Annotated in this window: 18 protein-coding genes; 6 read left to right on the forward strand and 12 right to left on the reverse strand. The window is 67.9% G+C overall.

Annotated elements, in window-relative coordinates; genetic code table 11:
- The first annotated feature begins 59 nt into the window (after positions 1–59).
- Positions 60–440, forward strand: a complete 381-nt coding sequence (locus ACNQR1_RS25010) for a PaaI family thioesterase (RefSeq protein WP_418048354.1) — start codon at positions 60–62, stop codon at positions 438–440.
- A gap of 2 nt (positions 441–442) precedes the next feature.
- Here the strand turns inward: ACNQR1_RS25010 and ACNQR1_RS25015 are convergent, their stop codons facing one another.
- From ACNQR1_RS25015 to sigI, 7 genes are all read right to left on the reverse strand, one after another.
- A complete protein-coding gene (locus ACNQR1_RS25015) occupies positions 443–1,030 on the reverse strand; it encodes a DUF1707 SHOCT-like domain-containing protein (RefSeq protein WP_418048355.1) in 588 nt (195 codons plus the stop codon).
- Positions 1,031–1,053: 23 nt separating this feature from the next.
- Positions 1,054–2,877: a penicillin-binding transpeptidase domain-containing protein gene (locus ACNQR1_RS25020; RefSeq protein ID WP_418048356.1), complete on the reverse strand. Its 1,824-nt coding sequence runs from the start codon at positions 2,875–2,877 to the stop codon at positions 1,054–1,056.
- Positions 2,878–2,996: 119 nt separating this feature from the next.
- Entirely contained in the window at positions 2,997–3,851 is an 855-nt protein-coding gene (locus tag ACNQR1_RS25025; RefSeq protein ID WP_418048357.1) for a GNAT family N-acetyltransferase, read from the reverse strand.
- A 55-nt stretch (positions 3,852–3,906) separates the two neighbouring features.
- Complete coding sequence (gene ispG / locus ACNQR1_RS25030) at positions 3,907–5,064, reverse strand: flavodoxin-dependent (E)-4-hydroxy-3-methylbut-2-enyl-diphosphate synthase (RefSeq protein ID WP_418048358.1); 1,158 nt, start codon at positions 5,062–5,064, stop codon at positions 3,907–3,909.
- A gap of 10 nt (positions 5,065–5,074) precedes the next feature.
- The gene (locus ACNQR1_RS25035; RefSeq protein ID WP_418048359.1) at positions 5,075–6,295 is read right to left on the reverse strand and encodes a M50 family metallopeptidase; all 1,221 of its coding nucleotides are present in this window, start codon (positions 6,293–6,295) and stop codon (positions 5,075–5,077) included.
- Positions 6,292–7,476 carry a 1-deoxy-D-xylulose-5-phosphate reductoisomerase gene (gene dxr, locus ACNQR1_RS25040; RefSeq protein WP_418050489.1) on the reverse strand — a complete coding sequence of 395 codons (1,185 nt, stop codon included), beginning with the start codon at positions 7,474–7,476 and terminating at the stop codon, positions 6,292–6,294. The genes ACNQR1_RS25035 and dxr overlap by 4 nt, the downstream gene beginning before the upstream one ends.
- A 150-nt stretch (positions 7,477–7,626) precedes the next feature.
- On the reverse strand, positions 7,627–8,490 hold the full coding sequence (gene sigI, locus ACNQR1_RS25045) for an RNA polymerase sigma factor SigI (protein ID WP_418048360.1): 864 nt from the start codon (positions 8,488–8,490) through the stop codon (positions 7,627–7,629).
- A gap of 92 nt (positions 8,491–8,582) precedes the next feature.
- Between sigI and ACNQR1_RS25050 the strand changes: the two genes are divergently transcribed.
- On the forward strand, positions 8,583–9,437 hold the full coding sequence (locus tag ACNQR1_RS25050; RefSeq protein WP_418048361.1) for an NAD(P)H-binding protein: 855 nt from the start codon (positions 8,583–8,585) through the stop codon (positions 9,435–9,437).
- Positions 9,438–9,449: 12 nt separating this feature from the next.
- The gene (locus tag ACNQR1_RS25055; RefSeq protein ID WP_418048362.1) at positions 9,450–9,902 is read left to right on the forward strand and encodes a nitroreductase family deazaflavin-dependent oxidoreductase; all 453 of its coding nucleotides are present in this window, start codon (positions 9,450–9,452) and stop codon (positions 9,900–9,902) included.
- 73 nt (positions 9,903–9,975) lie between these two features.
- On the opposite strand, the gene ACNQR1_RS25060 is transcribed toward ACNQR1_RS25055, so the two are convergent.
- The 3 genes from ACNQR1_RS25060 to ACNQR1_RS25070 are packed head-to-tail and all read right to left on the reverse strand — an operon-like array spanning position 9,976 to position 12,218.
- Entirely contained in the window at positions 9,976–10,794 is an 819-nt protein-coding gene (locus ACNQR1_RS25060) for a DUF4097 family beta strand repeat-containing protein (protein ID WP_418048363.1), read from the reverse strand.
- 21 nt (positions 10,795–10,815) lie between these two features.
- Positions 10,816–11,292 carry a histidine kinase gene (locus ACNQR1_RS25065; RefSeq protein WP_418048364.1) on the reverse strand — a complete coding sequence of 159 codons (477 nt, stop codon included), beginning with the start codon at positions 11,290–11,292 and terminating at the stop codon, positions 10,816–10,818.
- Between the two features lie 56 nt (positions 11,293–11,348).
- Positions 11,349–12,218: a TIGR03619 family F420-dependent LLM class oxidoreductase gene (locus ACNQR1_RS25070; protein WP_418048365.1), complete on the reverse strand. Its 870-nt coding sequence runs from the start codon at positions 12,216–12,218 to the stop codon at positions 11,349–11,351.
- Between the two features lie 49 nt (positions 12,219–12,267).
- Here ACNQR1_RS25070 and ACNQR1_RS25075 point away from each other — a divergent pair, with 49 nt between their 5' ends.
- The gene (locus ACNQR1_RS25075) at positions 12,268–13,602 is read left to right on the forward strand and encodes a cryptochrome/photolyase family protein (RefSeq protein WP_418048366.1); all 1,335 of its coding nucleotides are present in this window, start codon (positions 12,268–12,270) and stop codon (positions 13,600–13,602) included.
- Positions 13,603–13,689: 87 nt separating this feature from the next.
- The gene (locus ACNQR1_RS25080; RefSeq protein WP_418048367.1) at positions 13,690–13,944 is read left to right on the forward strand and encodes a DUF2631 domain-containing protein; all 255 of its coding nucleotides are present in this window, start codon (positions 13,690–13,692) and stop codon (positions 13,942–13,944) included.
- Positions 13,945–13,966: 22 nt separating this feature from the next.
- Here ACNQR1_RS25080 and ACNQR1_RS25085 read toward each other — a convergent pair whose 3' ends face one another.
- Positions 13,967–14,833 (reverse strand): acyl-CoA thioesterase, encoded by an 867-nt coding sequence (locus tag ACNQR1_RS25085; protein WP_418048368.1) that lies wholly within the window; start codon positions 14,831–14,833, stop codon positions 13,967–13,969.
- Positions 14,833–15,423 carry a hypothetical protein gene (locus tag ACNQR1_RS25090; RefSeq protein ID WP_418048369.1) on the reverse strand — a complete coding sequence of 197 codons (591 nt, stop codon included), beginning with the start codon at positions 15,421–15,423 and terminating at the stop codon, positions 14,833–14,835. The genes ACNQR1_RS25085 and ACNQR1_RS25090 overlap by 1 nt, the downstream gene beginning before the upstream one ends.
- Positions 15,424–15,631: 208 nt before the next feature.
- Here ACNQR1_RS25090 and ACNQR1_RS25095 point away from each other — a divergent pair, with 208 nt between their 5' ends.
- Complete coding sequence (locus tag ACNQR1_RS25095) at positions 15,632–16,339, forward strand: DUF427 domain-containing protein (RefSeq protein WP_418048370.1); 708 nt, start codon at positions 15,632–15,634, stop codon at positions 16,337–16,339.
- Positions 16,340–16,363 lie beyond the last annotated feature (24 nt).

Genomic DNA, 16,363 nt, shown 5'->3' on the forward strand with positions numbered 1-16,363 from the left:
AGTGACACTCTCGATAACCGGTAATGGTGTTACCGTACGGGGATGATCGAGGCACGACGATGACCGAAACCGCTCATGTGCTGCAACTGCTGGACTACCGCGAGGTGGAGTCGAGCGCTGACCGGCTGGTGCTTGAGATGGACAACCGGCCCGACCTCGCCAACGTCCGCGGCGCCCTGCAGGGCGGACTGGTCGCCACCCTGATCGACATCGCGGCAGGGATGCTGGCCGGCAATGCCAGCGGAGTCGGCTATGACGTGACCACCGCCGACCTCAACATCCACTTCCTGGCACCGATCATGGGCACCGCCCGTGCGGAGGCCAAGATTGTGCGGGCCGGCAAACGCCTCATCGTGACGTCGGTCGATGTCACCGACATCACCCGAGATCGACTCGCCGCGCGCGCGACGCTGACATTCGCGGTGCTCGAGCCACGCTGACCTCAGGTCCGGCGCAACGTCAGCTTCCAGTTGCGCCGCGGCCCACGGATATCCACCGAACCGCACACCACCTTGCCGGTCAGGATGATGTGCGGGGTGCCATCGGCCGGTGCGTCGCGGCGATGATCGTCGGCGCTGCCCACGATCACCTCGACGTCGTCGATCGACGCGCTGGCCCCTTCTGGCAGCCGGATGTCCACCGACCCGAATTTCATGTCCAGCTCGATGACCACCATCGGCCCGGCGAAGCGGGCCCGGGTCAGGTCCAGCTCCACCGAACCCATCCGGCGCACCAATGCCAGCCGGGTCGGAACCGTCCATTCGCCCTGGCGTTTCAGCGAGCCGAGCACACCGCGCAACTCGACCCGGTCGGTGGCGGTGGTGACGATCGCTCCGGGGCCGGGCAGGTCGCCCACCAACGCGTCGAGGTCCGAGTGCAGACGGGCCCGCGACACCATCGCCGAGCGCTCCTCGAACTCGGCGATGTCGATCAGCCCGAGTGCCACGGCATTGTGCAGCCGCCGCAGTGTGCCGTTGCGGTCGGCATCCGAGACGCGAAGGTCCACGGATTGTTCATTGATCCCTGTCATGGCAGGTTCAACGGTACCGCCGTTCAGGCCAGGTAGTCGGGGGGCAGACCGTCGAACATGGTCTTGCACATCCGCACCGCGTATTCCGAACTGCCGCCGCCGACGATGAGCGCCGCGAACGCCATGTCCCCGCGGTATCCGGCGAACCAGGAGTGCGAGCCACCCATGAACTCGGCTTCACCGGTCTTCCCGCGCACATCGCCGAGGCCGTTGAGGTCCTTGGCCGTGCCGTTGGTGACCACCAGACGCATCATCGGCCGCAGTCCGTCGATCATCTTCGGGCTGATCGGGGCGCCGGCACGGTCGACCATGGTCTGGCGTCCCTCGATGAGCTGCGGCACGGGTGTCCGTCCTGCCGCCACGGTCGCGGCCGCCAGCGCCATGCCGAACGGGCTGACGAGTACCTTGCCCTGGCCGAAGCCGTCCTCGGTGCGCTCGGCCAGGTCCACCGTCGGCGGCACCGAACCGGTCAGTGTGGGGATGCCGTCCACCTGGTAGTCGGTGCCGATGCCGTAGCGTGCGGCGGCCTGGCTGAGGCCGCGCGGAGGCATCCGGCTGGCGAGCTCACCGAAGGTGGTGTTGCACGAATTGGCGAAGGCCCGCGACATCGGCACCGTGCCGAGATCGAACGCGTCGTAGTTGGTGACGGTCCGGTGGCCGATGTCGAGCGTGCCGGGGCAGCCCAAAAGCGTGTTGGGCGTTGCCATGTCGCGCTCGATGGCGGCACCGGCGGTGACCATCTTGAACGTCGAACCGGGCGGGAACTGGCCCATGGTCGCCAGTGGTCCGGCGACGTCGGCGGCCGCGTTCTGCGCGACCGCGAGGATCTCGCCGGTGGACGGTTTGATCGCGACGATCATCGCCTGCTTGCCGGTGGTGTTGACCGCGTTCTGCGCGGCGTTCTGCACGGCACGGTCCAGGCTGATGGTGATCGACGGTGCCGGATCGCCCGCCACCTCGTTGAGCACATCGACGTCGACGCCGTTCTGGTTGACCGTGACCACCCGCCAGCCCGGCTGCCCGTTGAGTTGGTCGGCCACCGATTTTTTGACCTCGTTGACGATCGCCGGAGCGAAAGTCTCGTCGGTGGGCAACATTTCGGGCTGAGGGGTGAGGACGACGCCCGGCAGCCGCCCGAGGGCAGGAGCGATCCGGTCATTGTCGGATTGCCGCAGCGTGATCAGGCTCATCGGCTGAGCGGACGCGCTGGCCTGTTCGGCAAGCCGCTGAGGGTCGCCCAGGCCGGGGTCGAACGGGCGCAGTGCGTCGGCCACCGCCCGGGCCGTGGGCATCAGCGCGGCGCCGGCCGCCCTGGCGTCCAGCGCGTAGTGATAGATGTAGCCGGGAACCAGCACATCGGTGCCGCCCCGCTCGTTGACCGAGGCCCGTCGCGGGGCGTCGGCCCGCAGCGCGAAGGTCTGGTGCTCGCCCAGTCTCGGGTGAAGTCCGGTCGCGTTCCAGCGCACCTCCCACCGGCCCTCGTCGCGGATCATGTTGAGCTGTCCGTCGTAGGTCCAGGTGCGGTTCTTGGGCAGGTGCCAGGTGTAGCGGTAGGTGACGCTGCCGGTGTCCTGGGAGTACTTCGAGCCCAGGATCTGTGCGTCGAGTCGGGTGGCCTGCAAGCCGTTCCATGCTTCGCTGAGGGCGGTCTTGGCGTCCCCGGGCCGATCGGCCAACGCCGCGGCGGCCGCGGTGTCACCAGTCGCCAGTGCCGCGAAGAACTGCTCGGCAGCGGGCTCGGGCCCGTCGGGCCGCGGGGTGCAGGCGCTCAGAGCCGTTGCCCCGAGGACTGCGACGACCGTCAACAGGCCGGCGGTCCGTGTGACTGATGTTGTTTGAGTTGCCATTGAGGCTGATGTTAGAAACGCGGACGCCGGTTTCGTCGGAGGCGCACCGATACCGAACCGAGACTGTCGCGAGACCGACAAGTTGCCCGTCCGGCTTCACGGGTCGAGAGCAGCAGCACTCAGTCCAGCAACACGGTCGCGAACGTGCCGACCTGCTCGAATCCGATGCGGTCGTAGGTCGCCCGGGCGACGGTGTTGTAGCTGTTGACGTAGAGGCTCGCGATACGGCCCGACCCCACCACGGCGGCCGCCAGCGCGGCCGTCCCCGCGGTGCCCAGCCCGTGGCCGCGCCACTCGGGATGCACCCACACACCCTGGATCTGGCCGACCGACGGAGACTGCGACCCGACCTCCGCCTTGAACACCACCTCGCCGCGCTCGAACCGGGCCCACGCCCGGCCCGCGGCGATGAGCCCGGCAATCCGGCGGCGGTAGCCACGGCCGCCGTCCCCCAGTCTCGGGTCGACACCGACCTCGCCGATGAACATGTCGATCGCCGCGACAAGGTAGGCGTCGAGTTCCTCCATGCGGACCGGCCGGACCGCCGGGTCGATCGCGCACTGCGGCATCGAGTTCAGCGCCATCAAAGGTTGTTGCTCGCGGACATCACGGGCACTACCCCACACGGATTCCAGCCGCCGCCACATCGGCATCACCAGTTCGGCGCGGCCGACCAGGGAGGAACACCGGCGCGCAGTGCTCATCGCCTTGTCCGCAAACGCCTTGAGATCCTCGGCATCCCCACGCAACGGGATCAGATTGGGGCCGGCGTAGCACAGGGACTCGGCCACACCGCGCCTCGTCCAGAGCTCCCCGCCGATCGCGCCGTGCTCGACACCGAATTCGGCGACACGTGCGGCCACCATGCAGGACCCCACCGGGTCCTCGTCGAACACCTGCAGACAGGGGGTGGCGTCACGCACCACGGAAACCCGTCGCTCGTCGACGAGTCGGAACAGCGGCGGTGCCGACATTGGCGATTCCCTCTGCTCAAGCCAAGGTGGGGTGACCCCGCTCGCAGGGTCGCTATCAGCTTACGGTGACCACTGGCGAACCGGTGGCATCATCTGAATCCGCCGCTTCCGCCAGGCGCATGGCCTCTTCGATGAGTGTCTCGACGATCTGCGCCTCGGGGACGGTCTTGATGACCTCACCCTTGACGAAGATCTGGCCCTTGCCGTTGCCGGAGGCAACCCCGAGATCCGCCTCGCGGGCCTCCCCCGGACCGTTGACCACGCAGCCCATCACCGCGACCCGCAGCGGGACGTCGAGTCCGTCGAGGCCCGCGCTCACCGCGTTGGCCAGTGTGTACACGTCGACCTGGGCTCGTCCGCAGGACGGGCAGGACACGATCTCCAGGCCGCGCGGCCGCAGGTTCAGCGACTCCAGGATCTGGTTGCCGACCTTGACCTCTTCGGCCGGCGGTGCGGACAGGGACACCCGGATGGTGTCGCCGATCCCCTGGGACAGCAACGCGCCGAATGCCACCGCGGACTTGATGGTGCCCTGGAACGCCGGTCCGGCCTCGGTCACGCCGAGGTGCAGGGGGTAGTCGCACTGGGCGGCCAACTGCCGGTACGCCTCGACCATGATCACGGGGTCGTTGTGCTTGACGCTGATCTTGATGTCGCCGTAGCCGTGCTCCTCGAACAGCGACGCCTCCCACAGGGCCGATTCGACGAGCGCCTCGGGGGTGGCCTTGCCGTACTTCTGCATCAGCCGCGGATCCAGCGACCCGGCGTTCACGCCGATACGGATGGGGATACCCGCATCACCGGCGGCCTTGGCCACCTCCTTGACCCGGCCGTCGAACTCCTTGATGTTGCCCGGGTTGACGCGCACGGCCGCGCAGCCGGCGTCGATCGCGGCGAAGATGTACTTGGGCTGGAAGTGGATGTCGGCAATCACCGGGATCTGGCTGTGCCGGGCGATCTCGGCGAGCGCGTCGGCGTCCTCCTGCCGGGGGCAGGCCACCCGGACGATGTCGCAGCCCGAGGCGGTCAGCTCGGCGATCTGCTGCAGCGTCGAATTGACGTCGTGAGTCTTGGTGGTGCACATGGACTGCACCGCGATCGGGTGCTCGCTGCCGATGCCGACGCCGCCCACATCGAGCTGGCGCGTCTTACGCCGCGGCGCCAGTGTGGGTGCCGGGGGCGCGGGCATTCCCAAACCGATGGACGCTGTCATGTGGGATCTCCTACTGGAAGATGCTGAGTGGGTTGACCAGGTCTGCCGTGACGGTCAGCAGTGTGTAGCCGAGCACGACCAACAACACCACGTAGGTGGCCGGCATGAGCTTGAGGTAGTTGACCGGGCCTGCGGCGACTTTGCCGCGGGCCGCACGGAGCATGTTGCGAATTTTCTCGTACGTCGCCACCGCGATGTGGCCGCCGTCGAACGGGAGCAGCGGCACCAGGTTGACCGCGCCGAGCACGAAGTTCAACTGCGCCAGGAAGAACCAGAACGCCACCCACAATCCGGCCTCGACGGTCTCACCGCCGATGATGCTGGCGCCGACGACGCTGATGGGCGTTTCCTTGTCCCGCTCACCGCCGCCGATGGCGTGCACCAGGGCACCGATCTTGGTGGGGATCTTGGCCAGCGACTTGCCCAACTCGACGATCATGTCGCCGGTGAACGACACCGTCGCAGGCACCGCGGCGATCGGGTTGTACGGCGTGGGCGGGGCGACCTTGACCGCGCTGACACCGATCGCGCCGACGGTCGCGGGCGTCTTGGCATCGGCGCTGGTGAAGCGCTGCGTCTGGGTCACGTCGACGACTTTCGTCATGGTCTGACCGTCACGCTTGAGCTCGATCGTCACCGGGCCGTCGAGCTTGCGCACCGCGGCGGCCATCTGGGTGAAGTCGGACACCTTCGTGTCGCCGACCTTGACGATCTCGTCGCCGGCCTGGATGCCGGCCAGTGCCGCCGGGCCCGGCCCCGTGCACTCGTCCATCTTGTCCAGACTCAGTTGCGCTGCAACGCAACCGGTTTCACCCACGATGGCGGTGGTGGGCTGCTTGATGTTGGGCAAGCCCCACATGATCGCGATGGCGTAGAGGAGCACCAGCCCGATGATGAAGTTCATCGCGGGCCCGGCGAACAGCACGGCGACGCGCTTCCACACCTTCTGCTTGTACATGGCGTAGGGCCGGTCCTCCGGCGCGATCTCGTCGACCGATGTCATGCCTGCGATGTCGCAGAACCCACCCAGCGGGATGGCCTTGATGCCGTACTCGGTCTCCCCCAGCTCGTTGGGGCGCCGCGTCGACCACAACGTCGGGCCGAATCCGACGAAGTAGCGGCGCACCTTCATGCCGGTGGCGCGCGCCACCCACATGTGCCCGCACTCGTGCAGGGCCACCGATACCAGGATGGCCAGCGCGAAAAGCGCGATGCCGATAACGAACATCATTTGGTGACGAGCCCTTTTCTGACGGATTTCTGCTCGAAGCTCTTCTCGATGTTTTTGTCGATGGCCTGCCGTGCTCGTTCTCTGGCCCACCGCTGCGCATCGAGTACGTCTTCCACGGTAGCGGGTTCGGCGGCCCACCGGTCGGCAGCGTGCAACACGTCACCGACGGTTTGCACAATGGCGGGAAAGTTGATCCTCCCCTGAAGGAAGGCTTCCGCTGCTTCTTCATTGGCGGCGTTGTACACCGCGGTCAGGCAGCCGCCGCGGGTTCCGGCCGCCCGCGCCAGGTTCACCGCGGGGAACACCTCGTTGTCCAGCGGCAGGAACTCCCAGGTGGAGGCGGTGGTGAAGTCGCAGGCCAGGGCCGCGCCGGGAACCCGGGCCGGCCAGCCCAGCGCCAGCGCGATCGGCAGTTTCATATCCGGGGGGCTGGCCTGAGCCAGTGTCGAGCCGTCGGTGAAGGTCGCCATCGAGTGCACGATCGACTGCGGATGCACCACGACCTCGATGCGGTCGTAGTCGATGCCGAACAACAGGTGGGTCTCGATCAGCTCCAGGCCCTTGTTGACCAGGGTCGCCGAGTTCAGCGTGTTCATCGGGCCCATCGACCAGGTCGGATGCTTGCCGGCCTGCTCCGGGGTGACCGACTCCAGGTCGGCGGCCGACCATCCCAGGAACGGACCGCCCGAGGCGGTGAGCACGATCTTGGCGACCTCGTCGGCGGTGCCGCCGCGCAGGCACTGGGCCATCGCGGAATGTTCGGAGTCCACCGGAACGATCTGCCCGGGCGCGGCCGCCTTGAGCACCAGCGGCCCGCCCGCGACCAGCGACTCCTTGTTGGCCAGGGCCAGGCGCGCCTCGGTGGCCAGGGCGGCCAGCGTCGGCGCCAGACCCAATGCCCCCACCAGTGCGTTGAGCACCACATCGGCCTCGGTGTTCTCGACCAGCCGGGTGACCGCGTCGGCCCCGGCGTAGGTCACGTCGCCGATCTTGTCGGCGGCCCGCTCGTCGGCGACGGCGATGTTGCCGACCCCGGTCGCTGCGCGCTGGGCGGCGAGCAGATCGGGGTTGCCTCCGCCGGCAGCGAGACCGACGACCTCGAACCGGTCGGGGTTGGCCGCGATGACCTCGAGCGCCTGGGTGCCGATCGATCCGGTGCTTCCGAGTATCAGCACGCGCATTCTGTCGCTCACCGGTCCATTGTGCCGCGCTGAGAGTGGCGTTCCCTAATGCGTCGGCCAAAATCGCCTGCCGCCGCACTCGCCGTCACGGGACCCGTGGATCCTGTCCAGAAAATGAGGATGTCCGCCTTGTCGAGCCCGCGGTCGCACTCAAGACCGACCCGCTGCCCGGGCCGACGGGTCCGCGGTGGCCTCGATCTTGAGCACCAGGCCGTCCCGGATGGTCAGCGTGACGACCGCGAACAGCCGGCGATGGTCGTATGCGAGGAGAACCGGCTCTCCGGCCGCCCCACACACCAGCGTCGCGCCCGGGCCCAGGTAGCGCAGCAGGTTCGTCGCGACGGCGTCGGGACCGTGGTTGATCTGCGGCGCAGGGGCCGGATCGGCGAGGATCGTTCCAATGCCCCACACGGTCGGGTCGAGCACCGAGGTCAACGCCTGCACGTCGCCGGTGGCGCACGCGGAGATGAACTTCTCCATCACCTGACGGTGTTCGATGGCGGCGACATCGACCGGACCGTGTGCCGCGGTGGTGAACTTCGCCCTGGCCCGGCGAGCCAGCTGCCGGCAGGTGCCCACCGGCCTTCCGACCGTCGCGGCGATTTCGTCGAACGGCACCGCGAAGACATCGTGCAACACGAATGCCACGCGCTCTCCGGGGCTGAGACGGTTCAGAACTTCGAACAAGGCGCCACGCACCTCGTCGTCCAGCGTGACGCGGTCGGCCGGGTCCGCGTCCGCCGACGCCTTGGATTCCAGCACGAGGCCCGGATCGGGCCGTTCCAGCCGGGAACGGGCCGATCGAACGTGATCGAGGCAGAGCCGCCCGGTCACCACGGTCAGCCAGGCCCGTACGTCGTCGAGGTGCTCGTGGTCCATGCGGGCGAGCCGCAGGAATGCCTCCTGGGCGACATCCTCGGCATCCCCGATGTCACCCACCATCTGGTAGGCGAGATTGACCAGATACGGGTGGTGTGCCCGCCACGCCGCCTCGACAGCCGCTGATCGGTTCATGTCACTACGACGAATCCGGGGCCCGGAAAGTTACCGGATTCCGAACCGTCTCTCGCTGTAACTTTCCGGACGGCTGCTCCGTCCTTGATCGCATGAACACAATTCTCGTCACGGGCGCAACCGGCAACGTCGGCCGCCCGCTCGTCACCGAACTCGTCCGTGCCGGTGCCCAGGTGCGCGCCGTCACCCGCAGACCCGAAACCGCCGGGTTTCCGCCCGCTGTCGAACTCGTCGCCTCCTGCGCCGATGGCATGGCGGGCGCCTCGTCGGTTTTCCTCAACTCCCGCGCGCTGGGAGAGGATTTGGGCCCGACCGTCGAGATGGCCCGCGCCGCGGGTGTGAAACGTCTGGTCGCGTTGTCGGCGATCAACGCCGATGACGACGACTCCCGGCAACCGTCGCGCGTGCGTGGGGACCGCAACCGCGAAGTCGAGCAACTGGCCGTGGCCTCCGGCCTGGAATGGGTCAGCCTGCGCCCCACGGTGTTCGCCTCCAATTTCGCGGGTATGTGGTCGGCACAGATCCACGCCGGAGATGTGGTGAGCGGTCCGTACGCCGCCGCATCCACCGCGGTGATCGCCGATGCCGACATCTCCGCCGTGGCCGCCGTGGCACTGCTCACCGACGATCTTGTCGGACAACGGATCCCACTGACGGGACCGCAGGCACTGACCAACACCGAACTGGTGGACACGATCGGGCGGGTACTACGGCGGCCACTGCGCTACCGCGAGGTGCCCACCGAGGTGGTGCGGGAGCGGTTCGTCGGCCTGGGCTTCCCGGCGGCGTTCGCCGACGCCTACATGGGCCTGCTCGCCGACACCGTCGAACACCCGGCACTGGTCACCCATGAGGTCGACAAGATTCTCGGACGCCCGGCGACCGCGTTCGCCGACTGGGTCGACGCACACCGTCGGCTGTTCACCAATAGTTTCGCCAACAGTTGAGGAGGACAAGAGATGTCAGCACACGCGACCGAGCCGCAGCCACCGCGGTGGCTCAAGCCGATGAACAAGGTGATGATGGCGGTGCAGCGCCTCGGGCTCCCGACCGGGCCGGCCATGGTGCTCACCGTCCCGGGACGCAAGACCGGCAAGCTGCGCAGTACTCCGATGACGCCGTTCGACCACGACGGTGGCCTCTACACGGTCGCGGGCTATCCCGGCTCGGACTGGGCGGCCAATGCCCGCGCAGCCGGTACCGGGACGTTGACGCGGGGCCGTCGGTCTCGACAGGTCCGGATCGTCGAACTGACACCGGACCAGTCGCGTCCGGTGCTGCGCGCGTTCGCGGTCAAGGTGCCGGTCGGAGTCGGTTTTGCCAAACGCAGCGGACTCGTGACCGACGGCACGCCAGACGAATTCGAGAACCTGGCCGGGCGTTTGACGGTGTTCCGGTTCGATCCCGCCTAGCTTGCGCCGCGGATTGCAGTCACCATCGAGCAGTGATCCGCGGCGCAGCGAGGCACAGCAGACCACTGGCCGCCTATGAGGATTGATCCGCGGAGACCGGACCGACAGCGCGGCGGACCGAGATGTCTCCCGACCCGGTGCGGGCGTGCACCATGAACGTCTCGTCGCCGTCGGCCGGCCCGTCGGAGGCCTGCAAGCCGTTGTCGACGGTGCCGGAGTGGGTCTTGAGCTCAAGCCGCGCGGCGGTGCCCTCCGGAATGCCGACTTCGACTTCACCGCTGCCGGTTTGAGCACTCAGGGCGCCACTGATCCCGACACCGACCCTGACAGAACCTGATGCGGCCTGGTGCTTGACCTGCCCACGCAGCGTCCCGATGACCAGACTGCCGCTGGCCGCCTGGAACCTGACATCTCCGTCGGCGCGGTCGATCGACGCATCGCCCGACGCAGTGGCGATCCGGGCGTCACCCGCGACAGCGCCGATCGAAACATCTCCGGAAGCGCTGTCCGCCTTGATGTTTCCCGTGATCTTCGCCACCCGAACGGCACCGCCGGCAGTGGCGCAACGGCAGTCCGAATAGACGCCGTCCGCGTCGATGTCGGCCGATGCGGAGGACAGGTTCAGCCGGGAGCCCGTCGGCAGGGCGATGTCGACGCGGACCGCTCCCCCTCGACCCAGCGACAAGACCTTTCTGCCCGCGGTCACCGTGAGGGTGCCGTTGTGAAAGTCGACGCGGGCCTGCTCGGCCGCACGCACGTCGGAGGCGCGTTCGGGATCACGCGGCTTGATGTCGACCACGATGTCGTCCCGGTCGGTGGCCGCCAGGCGCACCGCACCGGCGACGACCTCGACGACGGCGGTGATGGGTTCGGAGGTGTGGAACGTGGGCATCGGATTCTCCTTCGGTCGGGTTCAGCGGACCCAGCCGCTGAAGGTCTTGTCGCCACCACGGCGCTCACGCCCGGCCCCACCGAGGCCCGCCGCGGCAGAACGTACGAGCCAGGTGTTCACCGACACGCCGTCACGGCGGGCAGCGCCCTCCACCCCGGCGCGCAGACTCTCCGGAAGTCGCAGGGACACCCGCCAGGTACCGCCACCGTCGTCGTCGGGGACGTCGACGGCCGGCACTGCGGCGGAGCCCTCGGCCTCGGCGGGCTCGACGGTGAACTCGGGGTCACGACCGTTGAGCCGGACATGTACGGATCCAGGCGCGAGTTCACGCGTGATCTGCTCGGCCGCTTCGGACATGGCTTCCAGCAGCGCGAGCCGCAAGGCCGATTCCAGCGGTGCGGTCAGCCGCTGGGCCAACGCCTCGGCCTCGGCGCCTCCCGCTGCGGCGGCGACGCCGAGTTCGTGCCGGACGGTCTCGACATAGGGCTGCAAATCCATGATGTCATGGTGACATCATAATGATGTCACCGCAAGCGTCATCGTTGACGTCCCGGCTACCCCACTTTTGCGATGACGGTCTCCGCGAAGTGCTCGATCGGACCACGGAACCGATCGACGCCGGTGGCACCGTTGGGAGTGGTGAGCCACGGCGCGCACATCACCGCGGTGATCCCGAGATCCTCGGCCCGCTTGTACAGATCCGGCGCGGGCGGATCGAGCAGGGCCAGGATGATCTCGAACGGCTCGTGTTCCCGCCCGTAGTCATGCCGCAGCTCGGCCAGCCGGGCCGTGTAAGGGGTCGCCTGCTCAAGGGTGTAGGCGTAGCCGATCCAGCCGTCACAGGATCGCGCCGCGCGCCGCAGCGCCGCCTCGGATTCGCCGCCGCACAGGATCGGTACCGGCTCAGGTGGGTGCGGTTCGATCATCAGCTCGGGGACCGAGTAGTAGCGGCCCTCGTACGAAACCCAACCGCCGCGCCAGATCTCGCGCAGCGCCGGGATCATCTCGTCGAGCCGCTTACCGCGGGTGTCGAAATCCTGGCCCATGAGCTCGAATTCCTCCCGCATCCAGCCGACCCCCACACCCAGGGACACCCGCCCACCCGAGATCACCGCGGCCGTTGCCACCTGCTTGGCGACCTCGAGCAGCGGACGCGCCGGGGCAACGTACACGGCGTTGGAGAAACGCAGCCGACGCGTGAGCGCCGCCATCGCCCCGATCAGCACCCAGGAGTCCGGCCAGCCGGTCTCGGGTGCCCACGGTGGCTTGCCGGTCGCGGAATCCGGGTAGGGCGAGGACAGCTCGCGCGGGTAGATCATGTGGTCCGAACACACCATGCCGTGGTATCCGGCCTCGTCGAGCAACGGTGCCACCGTCAGCGCGTCGGCGACATCCATGAATGCCGCACCGCTCCAGAACTGCATCTACCAAACCCTCCGTGTTTTTCGGTGTGTTCACAGGCAGCATGGACGCATGCCCACGCTGCTCTGGTTTCGGCGAGACCTGCGCTGTCACGACCATCCCGCGCTGCTGGACGCAGCACAAACCGACGGCGAGGTATTGGCCTGCTACGTGCTCGATCCACGATTGGAGGCATCCTCGGGTGCGCGCCGGCTGCACTATCTGTACCGGGCGTTGCGCGAGCTGTCCGACAACCTCGACGGCAGACTGCTGGTCACTCGCGGCCGGCCAGAGCAGCGGATTCCGGCACTGGCCCGGGCCGCAGGCGCCACCTCGGTGCACATCTCGCAGGACCACTCTCCGTTCGGGCGGCGTCGCGACGACTCGGTCCAGGCGGCCCTCGGCGAAATCGACCTGTGTGCAACGGGATCGGGCTACCTGGTGTCCCCCGGCCGGATAACGAAATCCGATGGCGCCCCGTATCAGGTGTTCACGCCGTTCTTCCGCGCCTGGCGCGGACACGGCTGGCGTGCCCCGGCGGATTCCGGCCCCGGTTCGGCGCAGTGGATCGACCCCGGACAGGTACCGGACGGCATCGCTGATCGCGTCGACATTCCTTCTGCCACCGACGATCTGGTTATCGGAGCGGGCGAGCGCGCGGCGAGCGAGCAGTGGCGGCAGTTCGTGGAGCAGGACCTGGCCGACTACCCGACGCAGCGCGACCGTCCTGATCTCGACACCACCAGCCGGATGTCGGCGCACCTCAAGTTCGGCACCATCCATCCTCGGACCATGGCAGTCGATCTCGGCTCCGGTCACGACGCCTACCTGCGCGAGCTGGCCTTCCGAGATTTCTACGCGGCGGTGTTGCACCACTGGCCCGACAGCGCGTGGCAGAACTGGAACCGCGATTTCGACGCGATCGAAGTGGACGACGACAAGGCCGCGATGCGGGCATTCGAGGCGTGGAAGGACGGCCGGACCGGGTTCCCGATCGTCGATGCCGGGATGCGCCAGCTGGCCACCACCGGATTCATGCACAACCGGGTGCGCATGATCGTGGCGTCGTTCCTGGTCAAGGATCTGCATCTGCCCTGGCAATGGGGCGCGCGCTGGTTTCTCGACCAGTTGATCGACGGCGATGTGGCCAACAACCAGCACGGATGGCAATGGGCAGCGGGCTGCGGCACCGATGCCGCGCCGTATTTCCGCGTTTTCAATCCGGGCCTGCAGGGCGCGAAATTCGACCCGGACGGCGACTACATCCGGCGCTGGGTCCCGGAGTTGGCCGATGTCGCCGACGTGCACAAACTGCGTGGCGACCGGCCGACGTCGTATCCGGAACCGATCGTCGACCACGCCGAGGAGCGGCTGGAGGCACTGCGGCGGTACCGACACCTGCGTTGACCCCCCACGGCCGGCATACGACACAGCGTCGTATGCCAGAATGTCCGCAAGCCAAGCCAGAAGCCAGTTCGATCCTGAGGAGCAAAAGTGGCCAGCACCGAGGTGGAGCGCAACAACGGCGTCGACGTCGAGGAAGTGCCCTCGGCCGCGTGGGGCTGGTCGGATCTGAACATCAAGGTGATCCACCTCGGCGGCATCCTGTCCGCACTCTTCCTGCTGGTCATGATGCACGGCAACCACATCGGACACGTCGAGAACTGGTTCCTCATCACGTTCGCGGCGCTCATCCTGCTGGCCGTGGCCCGCAACATCTGGCTGCGTCGCCGCGGCTGGATCCGCTAGCCGCACACCGCGCATGCCGGCCCTACAACCGGGCCGGCACATCGATCGATTCGTCCACCGGTCGCATCGGGCGGATCAGCCCCTCCTGGGCGAATGACGCCAGCAGCTCGCCGTCCTCGGTGTGCACCTGACCGCGCACGTAGGACATCCCCTGTCCGGCCGCGGTGCTCTCGTGGCTGTAGAGCAGCCAGCCGTCCCACTCGGCGGCCTCGTGGAAACTGACCGACGTCGACATCAACGCCGTGGACACCGTGGCGTGCGCCTGCGCGGTGCCGATCCCGCGATGCGGTCGCATCGTGGTCGAGATACCGAGTTGCCCGGTGAAATACGCCAGCAGTGCCTTGGCAAGGTCGTCGCGTTCGGGGATCGGGTCGTAGCGCAGCCAGGCATAGAGTTCGGGCGGACCCACCTCGTCGGGACTGTTGACGTCGACCACGTCGACGAGTCGCAGTTCGTGGCCGAGCATGGCCTGCCCGGCCGGGTGGGCGTCGTCCGGTGTCTCGACATCGGGCCGCAACGCCTGGTGGCTGACCACATCGACGGTGGGCACATCGGCCAGTACGGTCACGGTCGCACACAGCCGTGAACCCTGGCCCACAGTGACCACCGCTGTCGCCGTCGAGCGCCCCTCGTGCACCACACTGACTGCCAGCTCGACCGTCGAGTCGATTTCGACCGGTCGGGTGAAGACGGCATGTGCCGACCGAATCATCTTGTCCGGGAACCGCTTTGCCGTCGCGACGATGGCCTGACCCAGCGCTTGTGCACCCTTGGCCACCCGCCTGCCGTCGGTTCCGGCCGGCCCGGTCACGCCGACGAATCGATCAGCGCTTGCGGGCGTCACGTCGAACACCTCGAGCAGGCCCGCGACCGATGCCTGCTCCGCCATCAACACACCGGAACCAGGTCGGCGTCGAGCAGGCCCGCGGACCGCCCGCACCGGAACACCGTCTCCACCCGATCTGCCGCCCCTGGGTCCGCACCGGCCACCGCCAAGGCGTAGGCCTTGAACGCCAGCGCGGCCGCACTCGGCCGATACCGCGCCCGCTGGACCTCCAAGCCCAGACCCTCTGGACCCCGAGACCCGAAAAAGACCACGTCGCCATCGGGATTGCGCACGGTGAGCCCGTGGTCACCCGACTCGAAGCGGGAGGTGCCGATGGCCGTCATCACGACCGCGTCCGCCTCCGCCGATCGCCACAGGCCGCTCAGGCCAACAGCTTTGAGCCCGAGGATGCGCAGAGCGCGCTCATCCCCGACCTCGTCGACGGCAACGCTGACCCGCCAGCCCGCCATCGCCCGGTCGAACAACCATCCGCCGATGCCCGACACCACGTCGGCGACGCCGTCGGCCACCACGTTCAACTCGTACTGCAGGGCCTTCTCGGGGCGGACCCGCGGGCGGGCGAACGGGATCGCGGGCGTATCGCCGCCGCGCACCTCGGACAACTGCGCGGACATTCCTGACTGTGGGGACATAGGGCATCCAATCCGGGTCCATTGGCTGATCGGCCGGCACTGTCGGCGGGGGTGTTGCGGTGTGGCCCGCCTCACCCAACAGCGTGACATTCTGAAGAGAATCTGTAAAGCTTCTATCTTGACGCAAAAGTCTGCCGGACGATCGGCACCGATGCGTCCCACAGACGCGCCCGGGTTTAATCTCGTCAGCCAAATTGGAGGTGCTGCAATGAGTCTCGTCGCAGGGCGGGGTCCGTTGAGTACACAACCGGCCGGTTGGTTCACGCCCCAGCTGGCCGACGGCTCGGTCTATGTCGAGCCCCACCCGCGCCGCATCCAAGCGTTCCGCGGCGACGCCGCGGTGCTCGACACCGAACACGCACTGATGGTGCACCGCGCCGGCCACCCGCTCAGTTACGCCTTCCGCAGCGACGAGGTCGGCGACCTTCCGCACGAGCCGGTACCCGAGGCGCCGGGATATGTCGCGGTGCCCTGGGATGCCGTCGACGCGTGGTTCGAAGAGGGCCGCAAGCTGGTGCACTACCCGCCCAACCCCTACCACCGGGTCGACTGCCGGCCGACCCGCCGGGGTCTGCGGGTGACGGCCGCCGACGCGGTCCTCGTCGACACCGACGAGACCGTGATCGTCTTCGAGACGGCCCTGGAGCCGCGGCTCTATGTGGATCCCGCCCGGGTCCGCACCGAACTGCTGCGGCCCAGCCCGACCACGTCGTACTGCAACTACAAGGGCACGGCCACCTACTGGTCGGCGGTCGTCGGCGACACGGTGATCGCCGACGTGGCATGGAGCTACCCCGACACCCCACCGGAGTCCCTGCCGATCCAGGGGTTCCTCAGCTTCGACCCGAGCCGCGTGGACGTGCTCGCCGAACTTCCCTCGTCCGGGGCGTCGGCCGGCTGCGGTTGCGAACTCTGACCTGCAACACCGAGGAAAGCGAAC

This window comes from Mycobacterium sp. 48b, from assembly GCF_048282725.1.
Classification (GTDB): domain Bacteria; phylum Actinomycetota; class Actinomycetes; order Mycobacteriales; family Mycobacteriaceae; genus Mycobacterium.